Below are 23,330 nucleotides of genomic sequence, written 5' to 3'. Positions count from 1 at the left end.
GAGAGGAAACCCCATGCCCGCACTCACCATCACCGAGCTGACCGACCTGCTGCGCGAGTGCGCCGGTGAGGCCGAGGCGGTGAACCTCGACGGCGATGTGCTGGACGTCCCGTTCGAGGTCCTCGGCTACGACTCGCTGGCCGTCCTGCAGACCACGGGCCGCATCGAGCGCGACTACGACGTGACCCTCGACGAGGACGCCGTCACGGACGCCGAGACGCCCCGCCAGTACCTGGAGCTGGTCAACGAGGCCATCTCCGTGAAGGCCGCCGCCTGATCCGCGGGCGGCCCGCCAGGTAGCCGTTCCTCCCTTCCGCACCCCTTTTCGGGCCCGTGTCCCGGCCGAGCGCCGGGCACGGGCCCGACGTGCGTTTTCCCCGCAAACCGGCAGAACCCTTGAACTATCAACGGGAACCGGAAGGAATCACACCGGGACGGACACGGGACCGCAACCGGAGACGCTCGGCACAGCCACCCCTGATGAGAGGAGGGGCCAGATGTCCGCGACGAAGGCGGTCTCCCCCGCCCCCGAACGCCGGGCCGGCGCCCGGCCCGCACCACCCGGCGGTGCCCGGTGAAACCCCGTGCGGCCGACGCCGTGACGGCCGCGCTCGCGCCCGTGGTGTGGGGCAGCACCTACCTCGTCACCACCGAGTTCCTGCCGGAGAACCGCCCGTTGCTCGCCGCCACGGTCCGCGCCCTGCCGTCCGGGCTGCTGCTGGTCCTGATCACGCGCAGCCTGCCGAGGGATGTGTGGATCGGGCGGGCCGCCGTGCTCGGCGTGCTCAACATCGGCGCGTTCTTCGCCCTGCTCTTCGTGGCGGCGTACCGCCTGCCCGGCGGTATCGCCGCGCTGATCGGCTCCCTCCAGCCGATGCTCGTCCTCGGCCTCGCCGCCTTGCTGCTCGGCGAGCGGGCCCGCGGCCGGGACCTGGCGGCCTGTCTGCTCGGCACGGCGGGGGTGGCGCTGCTGGTGGGCGCCTCCGCCACCGCCCTCGACCCGGTCGGGGTGGCCGCCGCGCTGGGCTGCGCCGGCTGCATGGCCCTCGGCATCGTGCTCACCAAGCGGTGGGGCCGCCCGGCCGGGCTGGTGGCCTTCACCGGCTGGCAACTCGCCCTGGGCGGACTGTTCCTGCTGCCTCTGACCCTGCTGTTCGAGGGGCTCCCCCAGCGGGTCACGACCGTGAATCTAACGGCCTACGGCTATCTGTGCCTGGTGGGCGCGGTGTTCGCCTACACCGTGTGGTTCCGCGGTGTGGAGCGGCTGCCCGCCGTGGCCGTGTCCCTCCTGGGCCTGCTCAGCCCGGTCGTCGCCGCGCTGCTCGGCCTGGTGGTGCTCGGTCAGGGCTTCACCCCGCCGCAGCTCGCCGGGGCCGCCGCCGTCCTGGCCGGGATCGTCCTCGCCCAGCTCCCCTCCCTCCGTCCCGCACGACCCCAGCGAAAGGAAAGCCATGAGCACCGCAACCGTCCAGGGCGCCGTCATCAAGTCCGGCGAACTGGAGTTCCGTCAGCTTGACGGCTGCCGGGTCGCCACAGCGGTCGGCCCGCACCTCGGGGCGCGGATCGTGCGGCTCGACGTGGTCCGGGTGCCCAGCGGTGCCGTGTGGCGGCCGCAGTCCTCGGCGCACGAGGAGAACGTCGTGGTCGTCTTCGCGGGCTCCGGCTCCGCCGCCTCCGGCGCCGCCCGCAGGCGCGTCAACCGCGCCGACACGGTGTACACGCCGACCGGCGACCTGTACGAGCTGAGCGCCGACGCCGGCATGGACCTCACGGCCTACGTGTGGAACACCACGCTGCGCCCGGACCGCGCCCCCGGCACCGAGCCCCGCCGCTTCTCCCGGTTGTGGAACGAGGAGACCCAGCTGAAGGGCTTCACCGGCACCGGCCAGGCGGAGGCCTCCGCCCGGACCGCCACCATGAACTTCCTCTTCTGGCCGGGCACCGGCTCCCCGCAGCTGTGCCTCCACTGCGGCTTCATGCAGCCCGGCGAGTACTTCAACGTCCACGTCCACCCCGAGAGCGAGGAGGCGTTCATCGCCTTCGAGGGCAGGGGCCAGCTCCACCTCGACGGCCAGTGGTACGACGCCGAGCCCGGCGACGTGCTCTACGCGCCCCCCGGAGTGCCGCACGGCACCCGGCACCCCGACGAAGACCCCGCCGCTCCCCGCTTCGCCACGTGCGGTGGCCCCACTCCGTTCGATCCGGTGCTCTATCAGCGCGCCGGTGTCTCGACAAAGGTCCGGTGATCTTCAGACATGTGCAGAATATTCGGCCACTTCGACGCCCTGGCCACACCGCACGAGCTGCGGTCCGTGGCGGCGGCCCAGCGGCACGGCGGCCCCGACGCGCAGACCCACGCGTACGGCGCGGGCTGGGCGCTGGGCAACAACCGGCTCGCGATCATGGATCTCGACGGCGGGGACCAGCCGTACACCCTCGGCGAGGACATCGTCGTCGTCTTCAACGGCGAGATCTACAACCACGACGAGCTGCGGCAGAAGCTCTCCGCCCGCGGGCACACCTTCCAGGACACCTGCGACGGCTCGGTCATCCCGGCCCTGTACGCGGAGTACGGGGCGGCCTTCCCCGAGTACCTCGACGGCATGTACTCGGTGGCCGTCGTCGACCTGCGCGGTGAGCCGACGCTGTACCTCGCCACCGACGAGGTCGGCATGAAGCCGCTGTACTACCACTGGGACGCGGCCCGGCGGCACCTGTACTTCGCCTCCGAGCTGCCCGCCCTGCTGTCGTTCCGCCAGGTGGGGGCCACCCCCTCGGAGGCCGGCCTCGACGCCTACCTCGCGACGAAGACGCCGTTCGGCGAGCAGACCATGTTCGAGGGCGTCAAGGTGCTCCCGCCCGCCGCGACCGTCCGGGTCACCCGCGCCGGCGGCATGCACGTCACCATCCGCCCCACCACCGGTGCCCGCGCCCCGCACTGCGCCGAGCCGGAGGCCGCCGCGCACGTGCGGTCGCTGCTGCGCACCGAGGTGCACCGGCTCACCGAGGCCGACGTCCCCGTCTCCGCGATCACCAGCGGCGGCCTGGACTCCAGCCTCGTCACCGTGCTGGCCGCCGAGAAGGTGCGCGACCTGCACTCCTTCAACATCGCGTACACCGGCACGTGGCCGTCCGACGAGCGGGCGTTCGCCCGGGAGGTCGCCGAGCGGGCCGGCACGACCCATCACCAGGTGGAGATCGACCCGGCGACGTTCCCGTCGCTGCTGGCCGACGTCGTCTGGCACCTCGGGCAGCCCAACGCCGACCCCATCACCCTGTCCACGTACGCCCTGTTCGGCGCCGTCCGCGACGCCGGCTTCAAGGTCGCCATCACCGGTGACGCGGCCGACGAGCTGTTCGGCGGCTACGACCGGCTGAAGAAGGCCATGGACGCCCCCTTCGGCACGGACTGGGTGCCGGACTACGTGGAGGCCCTCGCCGCCGTCCCGAGGAACCTCCGGGAGAGCCTGTACTCCTCGGACTACCTCGGCTTCGTCACGGCCAACGGCTCCGCCGCCGAGGAGATCACCGAGCGGCTGCGCGCCTCCACCGCCGACCGGATGACCACGCTCACCGAGTTCGAGATCGGTGAGCGGCTGCCCGCCTACCACCTGCGCCGCGTCGACCACCTGTCGATGTCGGCCTCGGTCGAGGTGCGGCTGCCGTTCTGCCAGCCGAGCGTCGTGCGCTACGCCCGCTCCCTCAAGGCCGACCTCAAGATCGACGGCACCCGCCGCAAGAAGGTGCTGTACGCGGCCGCCGACGGGCTGCTGCCGGAGTCGGTCCTGAACCGTCCGAAGCAGCCGTTCACGCTGCCCATCACGGCCATGCTCCAGCCCGGCCAGGCCCTGTTCGACCACGCCCGCGACCTGCTGGCCGAGGACCGGCTGCGCCGCGGCGGCAAGCTGAACCCGCGCAAGGTCGAGGAGCTGTTCCACGTCCAGGCCGAGTCCCCGAACGACCGGGCCTCGCTGGCCATCTGGTCGCTCATGGTCCACGAGCTGTGGCTGGACCAGTTCTGCTCACCCGCCGGCACGGTCGCCGGGAGCGTCCCGGGGGTGACGGTGTGATCGGCTACATCGCACGGGCCGTGGGAGCCCCGACCCCCACCCTGGTCCTGGACCACCGCCAACTGCCGCGGGACGAGGAACGGCTCACCCCGGTGCTCACCCGGATCCGGGAGTGGCTGGAGGCCAACGGCCGCGGCGACATCCTGAAGTTCGCGCTCGTCGAGCCGTCCGCGCATCCCATGTTCGACCTGGACTACCGGTTCGTGCAGGGGCTGACCGGCGGCGTCGACCGGTTCGACTTCAAGGGCAGCTGCGGGCACTCCATCCTCGCCTCGGTGGTCGCCGCCGACGGCCAGGCGTGGCTGCCCCGGCTCGCCCCCGGCGGCCGGGTCCGGGTCCGGGTCATCAACAACGGCGACCACGTGGTGTGCGAGGTGGACGAGGCGCGCCGCCGCAGCGGCAGCTTCACCGTGCATTTCCTCCAGGACGCGGGCGCCCGCCTCGACGAGCTGCTGCTCACCGGCAACCCGGTGGACCAGTTGATCACCGGGACGGGCGTGCAGGAGGCGTCCCTGGTCTCCATGGGCAACCCGTATGTGTTCGTGGACGCCGAGGAGTTGGGCCTGAACAGTGTGGAGGAGCTGTTCGGGGCGGGCGACGACATGTACGAGCGGATGCTGGAGATCCGCAGGGCCGCCTGCGAGCTGCTCAAGTGGCCCACCGACGGGGTCTTCCCGAAGATCGCGGCCGTCGGCCAGTACACGGAGGGCCGGCTCGCCGTGCGGGCCATCTCCGTGCCCAAGTGGCACCCCAGCATCGCGCTGACCGGCACTACCTGCCTGGCCGCCGCCTCCAGCATCCCGGGCACCGTCCCCGAGCGGCTGGCCCGCCGGGCCGGGCTGTCGCGCGGGGTCATCGAGATCGACACCCCGGGCGGCAGCACCGCCGCCGCGGCGTCGGTGGCGGGGCGCGGCGACGGCGCCGACACCCTGCACTGGGTCAGCGTCAGCCGCAAGCTCGCCCAGCTCGACGAGCCGGCGTGCATCGCCTCGCTCAAGAACTACGACTACAAGGAGGAAACGGCATGGCTCCCGCTGGCGGTCTGACCCTCACTCAGGCGGGTACCGGGGCCGCGACCCGCGCCGAACTCGCCGAGCGGTACGCGAGCCTCACCGAGGTCCTGCACCGGCACGCGCAGAGCGCGGACGCCGTCGCGAAGCTCCCGGAGGAGGTCTTCGCCGCCCTGCGCGCCTCGGGGATCCTCGGTGCGGCCATCGCCGTGGAGTACGGCGGCCAGGGGGGCGACTCCCTGCTCACCAACCGGCTGATCGAGCTGACGGCCGCCGCGGACCCGTCGGTCGCGATCATCCTGTTCCAGCACTACGCCGTCAGCTCCCGGATCAGCGAGTGGGGCAGCGAGGCCCAGCGCGAGCGCTACCTGCCGCGGCTGGCGAGCGGCGAGTGGATCGCCGCCTCCGCGTGGAGCGAGTCCGGTTCGGGCGCCGACAAACGCAACCTCGCCACCAGGGCGCGGCGCACCGAGGGCGGCGGCTGGCTGTTGGAGGGCGCCAAGGCGTTCACCACGGGAGCGGGCCTGGCCGACGTGTATCTGGTGCTCGCCCAGACGTCGGCGCCGACCGACGGCGTCGCCAGCACCTACGGCAGCGACGGCCAGACGTTCTTCCTCATCGAGGCGGGCAACCCTGGCCTGTTCGCCAACACCGGCATGGACCTGGTCGGCATGCGCTCCTCCGCGACCGGTTTCGTCGAGTTGACGGCCTGCGAGGCCGACGACTCGGCGGTGCTCGGCCCGGTGGGCGCGGCGGTCCGGATCATCGCCGGGGTGCGGGAGTCCGGTGCCACGCTGGGCGCCGTCTCGGCGGGGATCGCCGCCGCCGCGTACCGGACGGCGTTCGCCCACGCTCAGCGCCGCGGCCTGGAGGGGCAGCAGGCGGTGCGACACCGGCTGGTGGACCTCGCCGCGAAGGTGGAGGCCGCCCGTGCCCTGGTCGACGCGTCGGCCCGCCGGGACTCGGCGGAACCGGGCAACACCACCCTCTACAGCAAGATCCTCGGTTCGCGGATCTCGGAGGAGGTCGTGCAGGAGGCGCTGCGGCTCCTGGGCAGCGCCGGCTATCTGCACGACCACCCGCTGAACAAGCTGGCCCGCGACGCCCGCGCGGTCGGCCTGATGGGCCCGACGAACGACCTGGCCCGGGAACTGGTCAGCGCCCCCTGGACCGCCGCCTGATCGCGGCCTGACCGCCATCTGATCGCCGCCCGACAGGCGGCCTGACCGCCCCCGTCCGCTCCCTGTCCGCGGCCGCGCCGCGGCATCACCTCATCCACCGTCCTGCCCACCCATCGACCCGGAGGACCTGTGACGCAGTCCTACGACCTCGTCGTCACCAACGCGCGCGTAGTCACCCCTGACGGGGTCACGTCCGGAGGCCTCGCCGTCTCCGGTGAGCGAATATCGGCGATCCTCGCGGACGGCGAACAGCCGCCCGCCAAGGAGACCATCGACGCCGGGGGCCGCTATCTGCTGCCCGGCGGCATCGACCCGCACGTCCACTTCCGTACACCGGGCCTCACCCACAAGGAGGACTGGGCGCACGGCAGCCGGGCGGCGGCCGCCGGCGGTGTCACCACCGTCATCGACATGCCCAACACCCAGCCGCCGCTGATCGAGCCGGAGTTGGCCGCGGAGAAGGCGTCCACCGTCTCCGGTGACTCCCTGGTCGACTTCCGCTTCCACATGGGCGTCACCGTCGACAGCGTGGAGAACCTCCGCCGTCTCCAGCCCCGCCAGGCGACCTCGGTGAAGGTCTTCATGACCGGCCACCACACCGCGCCCAACATCATCCGCGACCCGGTCGTCCTCGACCGGATCTTCCAGGTCGCCGCCGAACGCGGGATCCGGCTGGTCCTGCACGCGGAGGACGACAGCGTCTTCTCGCTGCTGGACGAGACCCAGGACCCGCCGACCGGCTACGACGCGTACGAGTCGGCGCACCCGCGCACGGGCGGCATCGTCGCCTCGTCCCGCGTCATCGAACTGGTGCGCAAGCACGGCACCGCCGCACACATCCTGCACGTCTCCTCCTCCGAGGAGTCGGACCTGCTGAAGGCCGCCGCGAAGGCGGGCCTGCCGATCACCTACGAGGTGACCGCGCACCACCTGTCCTTCTCCGCGCCCGACACCCAACGCCTCGGCGCCCGGATCCGGTTGCGTCCCGCGATCCGCTGCGAGAAGGACAAGGGGCGGCTGTGGGACGCGGTGATGGAGGGCAGCGTCGCCAGCCTCGGCAGCGACCACGCCCCGCACACCGTCGAGGAGAAGCTGCTGGCCGTCGCGGACGCCCCGCCCGGGCTGCCCGGTGTGCAGGAGCTGATCATCGCCCTGTACACGGGGATGCGGCGCCGCTACCCCGGCATGTCCACCGACGAGGCCATGCGGCACGTCGCCCGGCTCACCGCCGAGGGGCCGGCCGACCTGTTCGGGCTGGGTGGCCGCAAGGGCCGGATCGCGGTCGGTCTCGACGCCGACTTCACGCTGTTCGACCCGGACGTCACCTGGATCATGGCCGCGAAGCACACCTACGCCAAGGTCGGCTGGTCGGCGTACGAGGGCTGGACCTTCACCGGCCGCCCCGACGTCACCGTCCGCCGCGGCGAGACCATCTGGGACGGCCGGGACCCGGAGCAGCCGCGCTTCGGCACCGCGTCCGGTATCTGGCTCGACGCCGAACCCGCGGTACCCGGCGGGTTCACCGCGCAGCGCGAGACCAGCGCCTGATCCGCACGGACCGCAGGGGGGGAGGGGCCGACGGTCCCTCCCCACCGCCCCCATCCGCTTCCCGGCCCCTGGAGGACCGATGTCCGCCGTCGCCCCATCGGATTTCACCCGCGCCATGGCCCAAGTGCCGAGCCCCGTCACGATCGTGACCACCACGGACGGCAGCGGCCGGCGCTGGGGATTCACCGCGAGCTCGTTCAGCTCGCTCTCCCTGGACCCGCCGCTGGTGCTGGTCTGCCCCGCCAAGTCGGCCGGCTCGCACGACACGTTCGTGGCCGCCGAGCGCTTCATGATCAATATCCTGTCCGCCGAACAGGCCGCGATCGCACGGCACTTCGCCCGCTCCGGCCACGACAAGTTCACCACCGGCGACATGGTCCCCTGCGAGCTGGACCTGCCCGGTCTGCCCGGCGCCACGGCCCGGCTGGCCTGCACCGCGCACGCGGTGCTCGACGGCGGCGACCACAGTATTCTCGTGGGCCGTGTCGAGGCCGTGTACGTCGGCGACCAGGAGCCGCTCGTCTACCACAACCGCACCTTCACCCGCCCGGAGGCGGCCAGCCCCGCACTGGCCGCGGCCCGCTGAGGACGGAACGCCCTGTGATGAACACCGTGACCGTGTACTCCGACATCGGCTGCCCCTGGGCCTCGCTGGGGCTGTTCAACCTGCGGCGGGCGGCCGCCGAGGAGGGTGTCGCGCTCGCCGTCGACCACCGGGCGTTCCCGCTGGAGCTGTTCAACTCCCGGCCCACGCCCAAGTGGATCCTCGACCCGGAGATCGCCGCCGTGGCGGAGCGGGAACCCGCTCTCGGGTGGACGGACTGGCAGGGCCCGGAGTCCGGCTATCCGGTGACCATGCTGCCCGCCATGGAGGCGGTCCAGGCCGTCAAGACCCAGCCCGGTACGCCGGAGGCGGGCCTGGCCGCCTCGGACCAGCTCGACGCGGCCCTGCGCCACGCCTTCTACGCCGAGTCCCGCTGCGTCAGCGTCCACTCCGAGATCCTCGCGGTCGCCGAGGGCTGCCCGCTGGTCGACACCGCCCATCTCGACGGGGCGCTGCGCCGCGGTACGTGCCGCGGGGTCCTCTTCGACCAGTGGGAGGAGTCGAAGGCGCCGGAGGTGCGGGGCAGTCCGCACTTCTTCCTCCCCGACGGTACCGACCTGCACAATCCGGGCATCGCCTTCACCTGGCCGAAGGGCACGCCCCGGCCGCTGATCACGGAGTACACACCGGCGTTCTGGACGTCCCTGGTCCGCGCCCTGGCCGACCGGGCCCCGGCGGCCTCCCTGCCGGACTGACACCGCGCACGGGGCCGGCTGCCGAACCCTGCTCCCACCGAGATGCGCCGCGGCCCCCGGAACGCACCGTTCCGGGGGCCGCAGCAACCTTCACAGCACACCAGCAGCGCGCCGCTGCGATCGACAACGGGTTCTCACGCACTCACGCCCTGTGAGGGAAGGTGCCCGGAACCGGACTTGAACCGGTACGCCCGCGAGGGGCAGCGAGGTTTAAGCTCGCCGTGTCTGCATTCCACCATCCGGGCAGGCCATGGGCCCCGCGCTGCGGTTCCGAGCCTATCGGGAGGCTTCCCCCGAACAGCGGAACAGCCGACCGATGTTGTCTTATTTTATTGACGTCTGAGGGTGCATCAGCCCATGGAACACGCCATCCGCACTTGCCAATAGCCTTTCGGACGGTGCGACCCGGCGTATGCGGAATGACGGAATTTCACCGCCCGAACGAGCGCCCTCTCGACGCCCCGCACGGTGACGACTGACTCGTGTAGGCCAAACCGTCCGAATACCGCCGCTCCCCAGGTCCGCGTCACACCCGCCTCGGGCCCGCGTCACACCCGCCCCGGGTCCGCGTCACACCCGCCTCGGGTCCGCCGTCACGCCTTGCCTCGGGTCCGCCGTCATCCCCGGCCCGGGTCCGCCGTCACGCCTTGCCCCGGGTCCGCCGTCACACCCGCCCCGGGTCCGCCGTCATCCCCGGCTCGGGGTCGGCCGTCATACCCAGGTATGACGGGGCGTCCCTGCGTCCGTCAGAAGTCTGCCCCCGGAACCGGAACAGCGGCTGACTACACGGCGGCCCGGCGTCGCGACGATGGATACAGCGCCGGAAAAACCGGACACCGCCCCGTCCACCCGCGCACATCCATCCCCTCGAACCCCTCGAACCGTCCAAACGCCGTCGCCCCGACAGGAGTTCCCACCCGTGACCACCACTCCCCTCGCCGACCGGGCCACCGCCGTGGCCGCCCGTGCCACGGAACTGTCGAAGGTCTACGGACAGGGCGAGACCCGGGTCGTCGCCCTGGACCGGGTGACCGTCGACTTCCGGCAGGCCCAGTTCACCGCGATCATGGGCCCCTCCGGTTCCGGCAAGTCCACGCTGATGCACTGCGTGGCGGGCCTGGACAGCTTCTCCGCCGGGTCCGTGCGCATCGGCGACACCGAGCTGGGCTCCCTGAAGGACAAGCAGCTCACCAAGCTCCGCCGGGACAAGATCGGCTTCATCTTCCAGGCGTTCAACCTGCTGCCGACGCTGACCGCGCTGGAGAACATCACCCTTCCGATGGACATCGCGGGCCGCAAGCCGGACAAGCAGTGGCTGGACACCGTGATCGGGATGATCGGTCTCGCCGACCGGCTGAGCCACCGGCCCTCCCAGCTCTCCGGCGGCCAGCAGCAGCGCGTCGCGGTGGCGCGGGCCCTCGCCTCCCGACCGGACATCATCTTCGGCGACGAGCCCACCGGAAACCTCGACTCCCGCTCGGGCGCCGAGGTCCTGGGCTTCCTGCGCAACTCCGTGCGGGAGCTGGGGCAGACCGTGGTGATGGTGACGCACGACCCGGTGGCGGCGGCGTACGCGGACCGGGTCATCTTCCTCGCCGACGGACGGATCGTGGACGAGCTGTACGAGCCGACGGCGGACTCCGTCCTGGACCGCATGAAGCGGTTCGACGCCAAGGGCCGCACCAGCTAGGCCGTGTCAGGCGGCGTTCGCCCCGCCGCGACCGGCGGCGTCCGCCCCGCCTCGGCGAGCGGCACCGCCCGCCGGCCCCGTCCGCCTCCCCACCCCCCCGTCCACCTCACCACCCGACCCCGAACAGGGACCCCTTTCATGTTCCGTACCGCCCTGCGCAACGTGCTCGCGCACAAGGCCAGACTCCTGATGACCGTGCTCGCCGTGATGCTGGGCGTCGCCTTCGTGTCGGGGACGCTGGTCTTCACGAACACCATCTCCGAGGCCTACCAGAAGAGTTCCGCCAAGGGCTTCGACCAGGTGGACGTCGCGGTCCAGCAGGCGTACCGCCCGGACGAGGGCGACCGGATCGCCGAGCAGCCGAAGCTGACGCCGGAGCTGCTGAGGAAGGTCGCGAAGGTACCCGGCGCCGAGTCCGCGACCGGGGTCGTCACCGGCTTCACCGCGCTCGCCGACAAGGACGGCAAGCTGATCGGCGGCGGCTTCCAGTCCCAGGGCGGGAACTACTGGGGCAAGGACGACCCCCGGTACCCGATCGAGGAGGGCCGCGCGCCCCGCGGCCCAAACGAGATCGCCATCGACGCGAAGACCGCCGAGCGCGCCGGGTACAAGGTCGGCGACACCGTCCGGCTGTCCGTCGACGGTCCGGTCCTCAGTCCCACCGTCAGCGGCGTCTTCCGCACGGACGACGGCAACGTCGCCGCCGGCGGCAGCCTCACCCTGTTCGACACGGCGACCGCGCAGAAGCTGTTCCACAGCCCGGGCGCCTACGACGAGATCACCGTGACCGCGACCCCCGGCACCAGCCAGGACCGGCTCCGGTCGGCCATCGACAAGGTCGTCCCCGAGGACGTCGCCGCCACGATCACCGGTGAGCAGCTCGCCGACCGGCAGGCCACGCAGATCGCCGCGTCCATGAGCGGGCTGAAGAACGGCCTGCTGGTCTTCGCCGGCATCGCCCTGTTCGTGGGCACGTTCATCATCGCCAACACCTTCACGATGCTGGTGGCCCAGCGCACCAAGGAGCTGGCCCTGCTGCGGGCGGTGGGCGCCTCCCGCCGCCAGGTGACCCGCTCGGTGCTGATCGAGGCGTTCGTGGTGGGCGCGATCGCCGCGGTCGCCGGTCTGGCCGTCGGGGTCGGCATCGGCGCCGCGATGCGCACGCTGATCAGCACGCTCGGCGAGACCGTCCCCGACGGTCCGCTGGTGGTCACCCCCGGCACGGTCGCCACCGCCCTGCTGGTCGGCGTGCTGATCACCATGCTGGCCGCCTGGCTGCCGGGCCGCCGCGCGGCGAAGATCCCACCGGTGGCGGCGATGAGCAGCGTGCACGCGAAGGCCACGACCAGGTCCCTCGTCCTGCGGAACACGATCGGCGCGCTGTTCTCCGGCGCGGGCGTCGCCACCGTCCTGTACGCCACGACCCTGGAGGGTTCGGACGGCCAGGTGCCCATGGGCATCGGCGCGGTGGTGCTGATCATCGGTGTGTTCGTGCTGACGCCGCTGCTGTCCCGCCCGCTGATCGCGGCCGCCGCACCGGTCCTGCGGATCTTCGGCATCTCCGGCAAGCTCGCCCGGCAGAACTCGGTGCGCAACCCGCGCCGCACCGCCGCCACCGCCTCGGCGCTGATGATCGGCCTCACCCTGATCACCGGTATGACGGTGATGGCGGGCAGCCTCCAGACCGCCATCGGCAAGATGGCCGCCGACTCCATCAAGGCGGACTACGTCGTCTCGATGGCCAACGGCAGCTATCTCTCCTCCGACGTGGAGAAGAAGCTCGCCGGCGCCGAGGGCGTCACTGCGGTCTCGCCGCTGCGCAACGCCGAGTCCCGCATCGACGGACAGACGGAGTACGTCACCGGCGTCAACGGCGACGCGATCGGCGAGCTGACGACGTTCCCCCTCGACGAGGGCGCGTTCGAGGTCGGCGGCACGAAGGTGGTGGTGGACACCGAGAGCGCGCAGCGCAACGGCTGGAAGGCCGGCACGTCGTTCACGGCCGGGTTCGAGGGCGGCGAGCGGCAGAAGCTGACCGTGGCGGGGGTCTACGAGGCCAACGAGCTGATCCGGGGCATCCTCCTGGACAACCGGACGCTGGAGAAGCGACTGCCCGCCGACACCCGCCCGGCCGACATGATGGTCATGGTGAGGACGTCGTCCGGTGCCTCGGACGCCGCCAAGGACCGGCTGGCGAAGGCCCTCGGCGACAACCCGGCGATCAAGATCCAGGACGGCGACGACCTCTCCGACGACATCGCCCAGATGTTCACACTGATGCTGAACCTGCTGTACGGCCTGCTGGCCATGGCCGTGATCGTCGCCGTCCTCGGTGTCATCAACACGCTGGCCATGTCCGTCTTCGAGCGGTCCCAGGAGATCGGCATGCTCCGCGCGATCGGTCTCGACCGCCGCGCCATCAAGCGGATGGTCCGTCTGGAGTCCCTGGTCATCTCCCTGTTCGGCGGTGTCCTCGGCATCGGTCTCGGTGTCTTCTTCGGCTGGGCGGCCGGTGAGCTCGTCGCCTCCCGGATGGCGACGTACGAACTGGTCCTGCCCTGGGCCCGGATGGGTGTCTTCCTGCTGCTGGCGGGCACGGTCGGCGTCCTGGCCGCGATGTGGCCGGCCCGGCGGGCGGCGAAGCTGAACATGCTGGCGGCGATCAAGGCGGAGTAGGGGCGTCGTCACAGCAGCCCGCGGGGCCCGTTCCTTCCCGGAACGGGCCCCGCGGGCGTACGGGCGCTCAGGCGCCCCAGGTGCGGGCCCTGAGCGGCAGCCCCGACGCACCCCCTTCCGGCGTCCGCACCGCGAGCACCTGGTTGACACCGAGGCGGTTGCGTTCGAAGCCGAGGGCGCAGGCGGCCATGTACAGGCGCCACACGCGGGCCCGGCCGGGTCCGGCGAGGGCGACGGCCCGGGACCACTGGGCTTCGAGGTTCGCGACCCAGGCGCGCAGCGTGAGGTTGTAGTGCTCGCGCAGGGACTCCACGTCGCGGACCTCGAACCCGGCGCGTTCGAGCTGGGTCACGGTGGTGCCGATGGGGGCGAGTTCACCGTCGGGGAAGACGTACGCGTCGATGAACCCGTCGATGGAGTACGCGCTCTCGTCGGACTGCGGCCGCCGTGAGATCTGGTGGTTGAGGAGCCGTCCGCCGGGCCGGAGGAGGGCGTACAGGTTCTGGGCGTACTCCAGGTACCTGTCGGCGCCGACGTGTTCGGCCATGCCGATGGAGGAGATGGCGTCGTAGGGCCCGTCGGTGACGTCCCGGTAGTCCTGGACGCGGATCTCGATCCGGTCGGTCAGCCCCTCGTCCGCGACGCGTTTGCGGGCGTACGCGGCCTGTTCCTGGGAGAGGGTGATGCCGACGACGTGCACGCCGTACTCGCGGGCGGCGTGCAGGGCCATGGAGCCCCAGCCGCAGCCGACGTCGAGGAGGCGCTGTCCCGGTGCGAGGGCGAGCTTGCGGCAGATGAGGTCGAGCTTGTCGCGCTGGGCGGCTTCGAGGGTGGTGGTGCCGTCGTCGGTCTTCCAGAAGGCGCAGGAGTACACCATGGACGGGCCGAGGACGATCTCGTAGAAGTCGTTGCCGACGTCGTAGTGGTGGCTGACGGCCCGTTTGTCGGTGCGTCTGGTGTGCAGATGGCGGGTTCTGCGCACCTCTTCGCGGGGCGGCTCGGGCGGCACCAGCACGGCGGGTCCGGCCAGCTTCAGCAGCCCCCGGACGGCCGCGCGGGCCTGCGGGTCGCGCAGGGCGTCGGCGAGGCTCCGGGAGTCGTCGTCCCGCTCCCACACGTGCCCGGCCATCAGGTCCAGTACGGCGTACAGGTCCCCCTCGACGCCCAGGTCACCGGCGACCCAGGCACGGGCGAGGCCCAGCTCGCCCGGCTTCCACAGCAGCCGGCGCAGGGCCCTGCGGTTCCGTACCACCAGCGCGGGGGCCCGAGGGGGGCCGGCCTCCGAACCGTCCCACGCCCGAAGCCGGACCGGGAGCGGGGCCCCGATCACCTGCTCGAACAGGGCCTTCAGCCGCGACGCGGCGTCCTGCATGGCGCACACCTCCGTGACAACAGATCCCGGAATGTCCAACGCCACGGTAAACACGGGCGGGGCTCCGCCGTAGTCCCGGTAGGGGGTGTGTTGTTCGGGTGCGGGTGAGTGGGGGTTGTTCGCGCCCACGCGGCGGAGCCGCATGTGTCACCGCCCCGCGCCCCCGAAGGGCGGGCCGCAGGCCCGTTCCCTTCAGGGGCGCGGGGAACTGCGCGAGAAACCACGACGCACCCGCACCCGCCGACGAACAGGCGCCCCCACCCCACTGGACGCCCCCGGAAACGCCGAAGGACCCCCCGCACCACGGATGGCGGAAGGTCCTTCGGGTCGAACGAAGACGTGACCGGACGAGGTCAGGAGGCCTTGGCCTTCTCCTCGGTCTTGGCGGCAGCCGCGGCCGCAGCGACCGGCGCCGGCTTGGCCGCCTCGTAGAACTCCTCACGAGGCGTCTCGATCGCGCCGAGCGAGACGACCTCACGCTTGAGGAACATCGCGAGCGTCCAGTCCGCGAAGACGCGGATCTTGCGGTTCCAGGTCGGCATGGCCAGACCGTGGTAGCCACGGTGCATGTACCAGGCGAGACGGCCCTTGAGCTTGATCTTCATCTTGCCCATGACGATCATCGCGACGCCCTTGTGCAGGCCGAGACCCGCCACCGCGCCCTTGTTGGAGTGCGCGTACTCCTTCTGCGGGAAGCCCCGCATACCGGAGACCACGTTGTCGCCGAGGACCTTCGCCTGACGCAGCGCGTGCTGCGCGTTCGGCGGGCACCAGGCGTTCTCGACGCCGGCCTTGCGGGCGGCGACGTCGGGGACCTGCGCGTTGTCGCCGGCGGCCCAGATGTAGTCGGTGCCCTGGACCTGGAGGGTCGGGGCGGTGTCCACATGGCCGCGGGGGCCGAGCGGCAGACCGTAGCGGGAGAGGACCGGGTTCGGCTTGACGCCGGCGGTCCAGACGATCGTGTTGGAGTCGACCTCCAGGCCGTTCTTCAGCACGACGTGGCCGTCGACGCAGGACTCCATGGAGGTGTTGAGGTAGACCTCGACCCCACGGCCCTCCAGGTGCTCCTTGCCGTACTTGCCGAGCTTCGGGCCGACCTCGGGGAGGATCTTGTCGGCGGCGTCGACGAGCACGAACCGCATGTCCTCGCGGGACACGCTCTTGTAGTACTTCGCGGCGTCGCGGGCCATGTCCTCGACCTCGCCGATGGTCTCCGCGCCGGCGAAGCCACCGCCCACGAAGACGAAGGTCAGCGCCTTGCGGCGGACGTCCTCGTCGGTCGTGGAGTCGGCCTTGTCGAGCTGCTCCAGCACGTGGTTGCGCAGGCCGATGGCCTCCTCGATGCCCTTCATGCCGATGCCCTGCTCGGCGAGGCCGGGGATCGGGAAGGTGCGGGAGACGGCGCCGAGCGCGATCACCAGGTAGTCGAAGGGCAGCTCGTACGCCTCGCCGACCAGCGGCGCGACGGTGGCGACCTTGCGGTCCTGGTCGATGGTGGTGACCCGACCGGTGAGGACCTCCGCCTTGGGCAGCACGCGTCGCAGCGGGACGACGACATGCCGCGGGGAGATGCTGCCGGCGGCGGCTTCGGGGAGGAAGGGCTGGTAGGTCATGTACGACCGGGGGTCGACGACCGTGACGGTCGCCTCTCCGTAGCGCATCTTCTTGAGGATGCGCCGAGCTGCGTACAGGCCTACGTACCCACCGCCTACTACGAGGATCCTGGGACGCTCCGTGGTGCTCATGCCATCGAGTATGTACCCGCCATCCGGGGGGTGCTCGTGCGCCCCTTCACAAGCTTCCCCAGGCCCTCTGCTACACTGCGCGACCCTCGTGATCCGGGTTGTCGCCCGACGGGGGAACCCCACCGCACGGCCGACCGTTGTCAATGCCGCGTGAACTGCCCTTCCGGCTCCGCGGACCCCTCGCCGACACTCCGATCGGACCCCGATTGTCACTCGGACGAGTACCCCCCGGAGGCCGTTCGGAGGCACCCTCTGGACCCCTTGGAGCCCCCGAAGGCTCTACGCATCCTCAAAACGTCGCCCAACAGGGCCGATTCTCTTGTGAAGAACTTCACGAAGTTTCCCGGCGGCCCGTCAACGAGGGGCGCCCGAGCACCCCTCGGAGGCGCTCATACGTTATCCGAACAGCTCAACCGAGGCTACCGGTGAGTAGTAAACAGGTCCTCACAGGCGCCCCGAGCCCGCCGGGAGGGCGCCCGGATCCCGGCCCCGCGGCTACGCGACGGACCAGGCGATTCCGTCCAGGATGTCGTGTTCGCTCACCACGACCTCCGCGGCCCCGATCCGCTCCATGATGGCGAGCAGGACGAGCGCGCCGGCGGCGATCACGTCCACCCGGCCGGGGTGCATCGAGGGGATCGCGGCCCGCTCGGCGTGCGTGGAGCGCAGCAGCCCCTCGGTGATCTCCCGGACGCGCTCGTAGGGGATCCGGGAGTGGTGGATGGCCGTCGAGTCGTACGCGGGGAGGTCCTGGGCGATCGCGGACAGCGTCGTGACCGAGCCGGCGAGCCCCACGAGGGTGTGTGCCTCGCGCAGCGGTACGGTCCGCTCTGCGAGGTCCAGGGCGGCCTCGATGTCGGCGCGGACGGCCGCGATCTCCTCGGGGCCGGGGGGATCGACGACGGCGCCGTCCCGGACGAGGTGGCGCTCCGTCATCCGCACGCAGCCGATGTCCACGGAGCGCGCGGCGCGCACATGGTCGTCGCCGACGACGAACTCCGTGGAGCCGCCGCCGATGTCCACCACCAGGAACGGCTTGGCCAGATCGTCCCGGCCCAGCAGCTCCTTGGTGGCGCCGGTGAAGGAGAACTCGGCCTCCTGGTCACCGGAGATCACCTCGGGCTCGACACCGAGGATGTCCATGACGCCCCGGACGAACTCGTCCCGGTTCTCCGCGTCCCGCGAGGCGGACGTCGCGACGAACCGCAGCCGCTCGGCGCCCAGTTCCTTGATGACCGCCGCGTACTCCCGGCACGCGGCGAACGTCCGTTGCAGCGCCTCGGGCGCCAGCCGGCCCGTACGGTCGACGCCCTGGCCGAGCCGGACGATCGTCATCCGGCGCTCCAGATCGACGAGTTCACCCGACGCGGGGTCGGCGTCGGCGACGAGCAGCCGGATGGAGTTGGTACCGCAGTCGATGGCGGCGACACGGGTCACTTGGCGTCCTCCTCCGGGTCGACGGGCTTGGACGCGAAGTAGCCCGACTCACTCGCGTCCACATTCCAGCCCTCACCTTCCGGCGGCCCCGCGGGAATCACGCACGGTCCCTTCGCCCACCACTCCGGCAGCATCGCGATCGCCTCGTCGCCCAGCGGGTTCACCCCGGGGCCGGCGGCCAGCGAGTGCGCCACGAGGACGTGCAGGCACTTCACCCGGTCCGGCATGCCGCCCGCGCTCGGGAAGCCCTCCAGGACCTCGATCTCGTCCCGGCGGGCGATGTAGTCCTCGTGGGCGGCCCGGTAGGCGGCGGCGAGTTCGGGGTCCGTCGCCAGCCGCTCCGTCATCTCCTTCATCACGCCGTTCGCCTCCAGCGTGCCGATCGCGGAGGCGGCCCGCGGACACGTCAGGTAGTACGTCGTCGGGAACGGCGTCCCGTCCGGCAGGCGCGGCGCCGTCTCGACGACGTCCGGCTGCCCGCACGGGCACCGGTGCGCGATCGCGCGCAGTCCGCGCGGCGGGCGCCCGAGCTGCTGCTGGAAGGCCTCGACGTCCGCGTCGGTGGGCTCGGTGCGCGGGGTGGAGGGCGGGGGCGTGTCCATACCTGTACGTAAGTCCTCTGGAGCTCTGGTCGGTTACTGGGCGGCGGCGTCGGCCTTGTCGACCCCGTCCCAGACGTTGGTGTACCAGGGGAGGTGGGCCGCCCCCTGCGTCGTGCGGGACTGCTTCGCCGCGTCCGGGTCGATCATGGTGTAGCCGGTCTCGCCCGGCATGACGTAGTGCAGCCGCTCCCGGATGCGCTGCTCGGCGTACGCGTCGTCCTGCCAGCGCGCCTTGAGGTCGCGCAGCTCCTCGACGCGCTCGCGCGCCTCCTGGCGCTGGCGCCGCATGTCGGCGATCTCGGCGCGCTGGGAGACGTACTGCCTTATGGGGTAGGCGAGGGCCACGATCATCGAGCAGAGGACGAGGGCGAGCAGCGCGGCCCGGCCGGTGAGCCGGGAGCGGCGGGCCTGGCGCCGGGTCTGGGAGCGGTAGACCCGGGCGGCCGTCTGCTCGCCGAGCAGCTTCAGCCGGGTCGCGGTGGAGAAACGGTCCCGGTCCTTCACGGGCATGTCCCACTTCCCCTTCCTACGGGCCCTACGTGCGTACGTCCCCGCACACGGTACGGGACCGGGTACGGGGACGTACGTGCGACGCTTCCTACTGCCGCCCTACGGGCTCAGCCCTTGCTGTGCCCGTGGTCCGCGGAGCGGACGCCGGGAAGGCTGCTCAGCCCTTGCTGTGCCCGTGGTCCGCGGAGCGGACGCCGGGAAGGCTGCTCAGCCCTTGAAGCGCGGGAAGGCGCTGCGGCCGGCGTACACCGCGGCGTCGTCGAGGATCTCCTCGATGCGCAGCAGCTGGTTGTACTTGGCGACGCGGTCCGAGCGGGCCGGGGCGCCGGTCTTGATCTGGCCGCAGTTCACGGCGACGGCGAGGTCGGCGATGGTGACGTCCTCGGTCTCACCGGAGCGGTGGGACATCATGCACTTGAAGCCGTTGCGCTGGGCCAGCTCGACGGCGTCCAGGGTCTCGGTGAGCGAGCCGATCTGGTTGACCTTGACGAGCAGCGCGTTGGCCGCGCCCTCCTCGATGCCGCGGGCGAGGCGCTCGGGGTTGGTGACGAACAGGTCGTCGCCCACGAGCTGCACCTTGTCGCCAAGGCGCTCGGTGATGGTCTTCCAGCCGTCCCAGTCGTCCTCGAACAGCGGGTCCTCGATGGAGACGAGCGGGTACGCGTCGACGAGCTCCGCGTAGTAGTCCGTCATCTCGGCGGCGGTGCGCTCCTTGCCCTCGAAGACGTACACGCCGTCCTTGTAGAACTCGGAGGCGGCGACGTCGAGCGCCAGGGCGATCTGCTCGCCGGGGGTGTAGCCGGCCTCGTTGACGGCCTCGAGGATGAGGTCGAGGGCGGCGCGGTTGGAGTCCAGGTTCGGGGCGAAGCCGCCCTCGTCGCCGAGGCCGGTGTTCAGGCCCTTGCGCTTCAGGACCTTCTTGAGGGTGTGGTAGACCTCGGCGCCCCAGCGCAGCGCCTCGGAGAAGGACTCCGCGCCGATCGGGGCGATCATGAACTCCTGGATGTCCACGTTGGTGTCGGCGTGCGAGCCGCCGTTCAGGATGTTCATCATCGGAACGGGCAGCAGGTGCGCGTTCGGGCCGCCCAGGTAGCGGAAGAGCGGAAGGTCGCTGGCCTCGGAGGCGGCGTGGGCGACGGCGAGGGAGACGCCGAGGATGGCGTTGGCGCCGAGGGAGCCCTTGTTGTCGGTGGCGTCCAGGTCGAACATGGCCTGGTCGATCAGGCGCTGCTCGGTGGCGTCGTAGCCGACGAGCTCCGGGCCGATCTGCTCGATCACGGCGAGGACGGCCTTCTCGACGCCCTTGCCGAGGTAGCGGTTGGGGTCACCGTCGCGGAGCTCGATGGCCTCGAAGGCGCCCGTGGAGGCGCCGGACGGGACGGCGGCACGACCGGTGCTGCCGTCGTCGAGGCCGACCTCGACCTCGACCGTGGGGTTGCCTCGGGAGTCCAGGATTTCCCGGGCTACGACGACGTCGATGGACGGCACGAGCATCTCCTTCTTGGGATGTGACGCATTGGTGCGGGGCCACGGGGGCCGTGCGACTAGAGCCTAACCGCCCCGGGGCCGTCGGCAGCCGACCGACCGTCCCGTGGACAGACAGACCGTACCCATTGTTCCAGCCCGGAACAAAGGGGGGTGGGCGGGAAAGTGAACAGAAGGAGGAGCACGGCGGCCCCGGACACAGAAAAACCCCGCCCCGGTGCGTACGGGGGAATGCGCACCGGGGCGGGGAGCCCGTGGGGACGGGGGACGGCCCTCACGAGGTCTTCACTCAGGAGGACACGGCTGTGAGCGGATCCGGGTTCAGCCGGGGAGCGGCCTCTTTTCGGCCCGGCCGAACCGCGGTCCCGGCCCGGCCGCGGCGGACCCCAGGGGTCCGGCCGCGGCGACCGTCCGGAACCGGCCGTCAGCTCAGGTGGAGCTGCTGGCCGGGGTAGATGAAGTCGGCGTCGTCGATGATGTCCTTGTTCAGCTCGAAGAGCTTCTCCCAGCCACCCTTGACGTGCTTCTTGGCGGCGATGGCACTGAGGGTGTCGCCCTTGACGACCTTGTACTCGCCGTCGCCCTTCTTGACCTTCTTGCCGGTCGGGGTCTCGACGGTGGCGCGCTCGGAGGAACGCGAGGCGCGGGTCTCCTGGGTGCTCTTCTGCGAGGAAGAGGAGGAGTCCGAGGAGGAGCCGCCCGAGCCGGAGTTGCCGGAGGAGGCGGCGGCACCGTCGTACGAGGCGCCGGACAGGCCCTTGCCGCAGACCGGCCAGGCACCCTTGCCCTGGCCCGCGAGGACCTTCTCGGCGATGGCGATCTGCTGGGCCTTGCTGGCCTGGTCGGCGGTGGAGGCGTACTGCGTACCGCCGTAACCGGCCCAGGTGGAGGCCGAGAACTGCAGACCGCCGTAGTAGCCGTTGCCGGTGTTGATGGACCAGTCGCCGCCGGACTCGCACTGGGCGACGGCGTCCCACTCGGACTCGGTGGCGGCGGAGGCGCTGCCGGCCGCGATGAGCGGGGCGGCTATCGCGGCGGCGCCGGTGACACCGGCGACGGCGATGGCACGGGCGGTCTTGGACGGACGGCGGTGCTTGCCCTTGCTGGAAAACAGCATGGAGTGATCCCCTCACCGACGCCTACGAGGTGAGCTGTCGGGTTCGGGCCGGTTGAGTTGCCCGGCCGCACCCGCTCGCCTTCCGGCTCACGTGATGCGGCTTCACCCCGAGCCGGTACCGGCGGTGTGACCCCGAAGGGCCTCAACCGCCGGACCCGGCACAAACCTTGGGTCCCCCGCTCCTGCCTACGGCGCTTGACGCGACGACTGTTCCGAGCGGCCGTCGGCAGGATTCGGCGTGACGACCGCAGGGGCCCGCTGTGGCGAGCGGTCACGACCGTAAACACGTGATTCGCCGAATTTCAAAGACGATCAGGGGGTCTGTGATTCATCTCCCACCGAGATCAAAACGGGCATTAAGGGGCGAACCGTGACCTGAACTGCCGCTACTTTTCGCCCGTTTCGGCACCGACTTCCAGGGTCTGACCGGGAAGGATGAGGTCCGGGTCGGTTCCGACCGTGCCCTCGTTCTCGGCGTACAGCTCCCGCCACCCGCCGCTCAGCTCAAGTGAGTCGGCGATGGCCGTCAGACTGTCCCCGGGACGGACGGTGTACGAGCCGTCGACGGCCTCGCGGGACGCGTCACCGCCGCGGGAGGCATGACGGCCGGTGGAGGCGTCACCGCGGGAGTCGGCCACGTCGGTGTGGACGCCTTCCTCGGCGCTGGCGCCACGGTGGCGACCGGTGCCGGCGTCGGCATCGCCGCTGGTGGAAGGGGTGTCGCCCGGCGTGGAGTTGTCCGAGTCACCGCTCTTGGCGTCGGCCTCGACCGAGCTGTCGGATCCCTGTGCACCGCCGGCACGGTCGGAGTCCGAGGACTCGGAGGAGTCGCCCGCGTCCGCGTCGGCCTTGGTGGAGCCCCCGGAAGCACGGGGGGATGAATCGGATGAACCGGACGAATCCGATGATGTGGCGGAATCCGACGAGTCACTGGACTTGGTGGAGTTGTCCGACGAGTCGGACGAACCGGATGAATCACCCGAGCTGGACGAATCCCCCGCCACGCCGGTGTCCACGTCGGCCGAGGCGGAGTCGCCGTCGAGGTTGTGGAGGAGTCCACAGGTCGACCAGGCGCCCACACCCTGGTCGTCGAGGATTCTCTCGGCGACCGCGATTTGCTGCGAACGGCTGGCCTGGTCGGGGCTGGTCGCGTAGTCGAGGCCACCATGGTTCTCCCAGTCGCCCTGGGAGATCTGGAGGCCGCCGTAGCGCCCGTTCCCGGTGTCCGCGCTCCAGGAGCCACCGCTCTCGCACTCCGCCACCTGGTCCCAGGTGGTTCCACTGGCCGCACTGGCGCCGGTGGCGCCGAGGAGCGGGATGGCGATGGCGGAGCCTGTCACTCCGGCCGCGACGAGGAGTGCCGGAGCCTGACGGGGGCGACGGTGACGACCGTTCCCGGAGAGCATGCGGTTGCCTTTCACGCGACAGCAGAGATCTGCGCGAGGGATGTGACGACACCCTTCGCACTGACGTGTGAACGTAGCCGTAGACGATCAGTTGTCACAAGTTAATGCAGCGGAGATCACGTGAAGATCACGAACTTGAGGGTGTGTCACCTTCAGTCGCTGTTCCTGATAGGGGCACGGGC

General features: G+C 71.1%; 19 protein-coding genes, 1 tRNA gene and 1 riboswitch. Of the genes, 11 read left to right on the top strand and 9 right to left on the bottom strand.

Features of this window, described 5'->3' with window-relative positions; all coding sequences use genetic code 11:
- Window positions 1–13: 13 nt before the first annotated feature.
- The 9 genes from M8J73_RS10800 (at window position 14) to M8J73_RS10760 (ending at window position 9,108) form a co-directional block, all read left to right on the top strand.
- Complete coding sequence (locus M8J73_RS10800) at window positions 14–277, top strand: acyl carrier protein (protein ID WP_055521569.1); 264 nt, start codon at window positions 14–16, stop codon at window positions 275–277.
- A gap of 297 nt (window positions 278–574) precedes the next feature.
- Window positions 575–1,516 carry an EamA family transporter gene (locus M8J73_RS10795; protein WP_055538440.1) on the top strand — a complete coding sequence of 314 codons (942 nt, stop codon included), beginning with the start codon at window positions 575–577 and terminating at the stop codon, window positions 1,514–1,516.
- On the top strand, window positions 1,452–2,246 hold the full coding sequence (locus tag M8J73_RS10790; RefSeq protein WP_055538439.1) for a cupin domain-containing protein: 795 nt from the start codon (window positions 1,452–1,454) through the stop codon (window positions 2,244–2,246). The genes M8J73_RS10795 and M8J73_RS10790 overlap by 65 nt, the downstream gene beginning before the upstream one ends.
- 9 nt (window positions 2,247–2,255) lie before the next feature.
- Window positions 2,256–4,070, top strand: coding sequence for an asparagine synthase (glutamine-hydrolyzing) (gene asnB, locus M8J73_RS10785; RefSeq protein ID WP_055538438.1), 1,815 nt, complete (start codon window positions 2,256–2,258; stop codon window positions 4,068–4,070).
- Window positions 4,067–5,116: a PrpF domain-containing protein gene (locus M8J73_RS10780; protein ID WP_055538437.1), complete on the top strand. Its 1,050-nt coding sequence runs from the start codon at window positions 4,067–4,069 to the stop codon at window positions 5,114–5,116. The genes asnB and M8J73_RS10780 overlap by 4 nt, the downstream gene beginning before the upstream one ends.
- Window positions 5,095–6,261 carry an acyl-CoA dehydrogenase family protein gene (locus M8J73_RS10775; RefSeq protein ID WP_079054794.1) on the top strand — a complete coding sequence of 389 codons (1,167 nt, stop codon included), beginning with the start codon at window positions 5,095–5,097 and terminating at the stop codon, window positions 6,259–6,261. The genes M8J73_RS10780 and M8J73_RS10775 overlap by 22 nt, the downstream gene beginning before the upstream one ends.
- A gap of 129 nt (window positions 6,262–6,390) precedes the next feature.
- A complete protein-coding gene (locus M8J73_RS10770; protein ID WP_055538436.1) occupies window positions 6,391–7,809 on the top strand; it encodes a dihydroorotase in 1,419 nt (472 codons plus the stop codon).
- A 79-nt stretch (window positions 7,810–7,888) separates the two neighbouring features.
- The gene (locus M8J73_RS10765) at window positions 7,889–8,395 is read left to right on the top strand and encodes a flavin reductase family protein (protein WP_055536785.1); all 507 of its coding nucleotides are present in this window, start codon (window positions 7,889–7,891) and stop codon (window positions 8,393–8,395) included.
- Window positions 8,396–8,412: 17 nt separating this feature from the next.
- Complete coding sequence (locus M8J73_RS10760) at window positions 8,413–9,108, top strand: DsbA family oxidoreductase (protein WP_055536784.1); 696 nt, start codon at window positions 8,413–8,415, stop codon at window positions 9,106–9,108.
- Window positions 9,109–9,270: 162 nt separating this feature from the next.
- On the opposite strand, the gene M8J73_RS10755 is transcribed toward M8J73_RS10760, so the two are convergent.
- Window positions 9,271–9,353, bottom strand: a tRNA-Leu gene (locus tag M8J73_RS10755).
- Window positions 9,354–10,027: 674 nt separating this feature from the next.
- Between M8J73_RS10755 and M8J73_RS10750 the strand changes: the two genes are divergently transcribed.
- Complete coding sequence (locus tag M8J73_RS10750) at window positions 10,028–10,798, top strand: ABC transporter ATP-binding protein (protein WP_055521304.1); 771 nt, start codon at window positions 10,028–10,030, stop codon at window positions 10,796–10,798.
- A 138-nt stretch (window positions 10,799–10,936) separates the two neighbouring features.
- On the top strand, window positions 10,937–13,474 hold the full coding sequence (locus M8J73_RS10745) for an ABC transporter permease (RefSeq protein WP_055542572.1): 2,538 nt from the start codon (window positions 10,937–10,939) through the stop codon (window positions 13,472–13,474).
- A 67-nt stretch (window positions 13,475–13,541) separates the two neighbouring features.
- Here the strand turns inward: M8J73_RS10745 and M8J73_RS10740 are convergent, their stop codons facing one another.
- From M8J73_RS10740 to M8J73_RS10705, 8 genes are all read right to left on the bottom strand, one after another.
- Complete coding sequence (locus tag M8J73_RS10740) at window positions 13,542–14,846, bottom strand: SAM-dependent methyltransferase (protein ID WP_107424139.1); 1,305 nt, start codon at window positions 14,844–14,846, stop codon at window positions 13,542–13,544.
- A gap of 353 nt (window positions 14,847–15,199) precedes the next feature.
- A complete protein-coding gene (locus M8J73_RS10735) occupies window positions 15,200–16,591 on the bottom strand; it encodes an NAD(P)/FAD-dependent oxidoreductase (protein WP_249828529.1) in 1,392 nt (463 codons plus the stop codon).
- A gap of 495 nt (window positions 16,592–17,086) precedes the next feature.
- Window positions 17,087–18,028, bottom strand: a complete 942-nt coding sequence (locus M8J73_RS10730; RefSeq protein WP_055540668.1) for a Ppx/GppA phosphatase family protein — start codon at window positions 18,026–18,028, stop codon at window positions 17,087–17,089.
- Window positions 18,025–18,630: a DUF501 domain-containing protein gene (locus M8J73_RS10725; RefSeq protein WP_055540667.1), complete on the bottom strand. Its 606-nt coding sequence runs from the start codon at window positions 18,628–18,630 to the stop codon at window positions 18,025–18,027. The genes M8J73_RS10730 and M8J73_RS10725 overlap by 4 nt, the downstream gene beginning before the upstream one ends.
- A gap of 33 nt (window positions 18,631–18,663) precedes the next feature.
- Complete coding sequence (locus M8J73_RS10720) at window positions 18,664–19,140, bottom strand: FtsB family cell division protein (RefSeq protein ID WP_055540666.1); 477 nt, start codon at window positions 19,138–19,140, stop codon at window positions 18,664–18,666.
- A 207-nt stretch (window positions 19,141–19,347) separates the two neighbouring features.
- A complete protein-coding gene (gene eno / locus M8J73_RS10715) occupies window positions 19,348–20,628 on the bottom strand; it encodes a phosphopyruvate hydratase (protein ID WP_107424049.1) in 1,281 nt (426 codons plus the stop codon).
- A gap of 421 nt (window positions 20,629–21,049) precedes the next feature.
- The gene (locus M8J73_RS10710; RefSeq protein ID WP_249828528.1) at window positions 21,050–21,742 is read right to left on the bottom strand and encodes a LysM peptidoglycan-binding domain-containing protein; all 693 of its coding nucleotides are present in this window, start codon (window positions 21,740–21,742) and stop codon (window positions 21,050–21,052) included.
- Window positions 21,743–21,746: 4 nt separating this feature from the next.
- Window positions 21,747–21,946, bottom strand: a riboswitch (cyclic di-AMP (ydaO/yuaA leader).
- A gap of 182 nt (window positions 21,947–22,128) precedes the next feature.
- Entirely contained in the window at window positions 22,129–23,148 is a 1,020-nt protein-coding gene (locus M8J73_RS10705; RefSeq protein ID WP_055537482.1) for a LysM peptidoglycan-binding domain-containing protein, read from the bottom strand.
- Window positions 23,149–23,330: the final 182 nt, after the last annotated feature.

The organism is Streptomyces neyagawaensis, from assembly GCF_023516595.1.
Classification (GTDB): Bacteria; Actinomycetota; Actinomycetes; order Streptomycetales; family Streptomycetaceae; genus Streptomyces; species Streptomyces neyagawaensis.
The sequence above is the reverse complement of the archived record's forward strand: the minus strand, read 5'-3'. Positions and strand labels throughout refer to the sequence as shown.

Excerpts from the sequence above, each read along its gene's own strand:
- asnB (WP_055538438.1), top strand. The coding sequence starts at position 2,256 with ATGTGCAGAATATTCGGCCACTTCGACGCCCTGGCCACACCGCACGAG.
- M8J73_RS10705 (WP_055537482.1), bottom strand. The coding sequence starts at position 23,148 with ATGCTCTCCGGGAACGGTCGTCACCGTCGCCCCCGTCAGGCTCCGGCA.
- M8J73_RS10775 (WP_079054794.1), top strand. The coding sequence starts at position 5,095 with ATGGCTCCCGCTGGCGGTCTGACCCTCACTCAGGCGGGTACCGGGGCC.
- M8J73_RS10740 (WP_107424139.1), bottom strand. The coding sequence starts at position 14,846 with ATGCAGGACGCCGCGTCGCGGCTGAAGGCCCTGTTCGAGCAGGTGATC.
- M8J73_RS10765 (WP_055536785.1), top strand. The coding sequence starts at position 7,889 with ATGTCCGCCGTCGCCCCATCGGATTTCACCCGCGCCATGGCCCAAGTG.
- M8J73_RS10735 (WP_249828529.1), bottom strand. The coding sequence starts at position 16,591 with ATGAGCACCACGGAGCGTCCCAGGATCCTCGTAGTAGGCGGTGGGTAC.
- M8J73_RS10710 (WP_249828528.1), bottom strand. The coding sequence starts at position 21,742 with ATGCTGTTTTCCAGCAAGGGCAAGCACCGCCGTCCGTCCAAGACCGCC.
- M8J73_RS10725 (WP_055540667.1), bottom strand. The coding sequence starts at position 18,630 with ATGGACACGCCCCCGCCCTCCACCCCGCGCACCGAGCCCACCGACGCG.
- M8J73_RS10790 (WP_055538439.1), top strand. The coding sequence starts at position 1,452 with ATGAGCACCGCAACCGTCCAGGGCGCCGTCATCAAGTCCGGCGAACTG.
- M8J73_RS10800 (WP_055521569.1), top strand. The coding sequence starts at position 14 with ATGCCCGCACTCACCATCACCGAGCTGACCGACCTGCTGCGCGAGTGC.
- M8J73_RS10760 (WP_055536784.1), top strand. The coding sequence starts at position 8,413 with ATGAACACCGTGACCGTGTACTCCGACATCGGCTGCCCCTGGGCCTCG.
- M8J73_RS10745 (WP_055542572.1), top strand. The coding sequence starts at position 10,937 with ATGTTCCGTACCGCCCTGCGCAACGTGCTCGCGCACAAGGCCAGACTC.
- M8J73_RS10720 (WP_055540666.1), bottom strand. The coding sequence starts at position 19,140 with ATGCCCGTGAAGGACCGGGACCGTTTCTCCACCGCGACCCGGCTGAAG.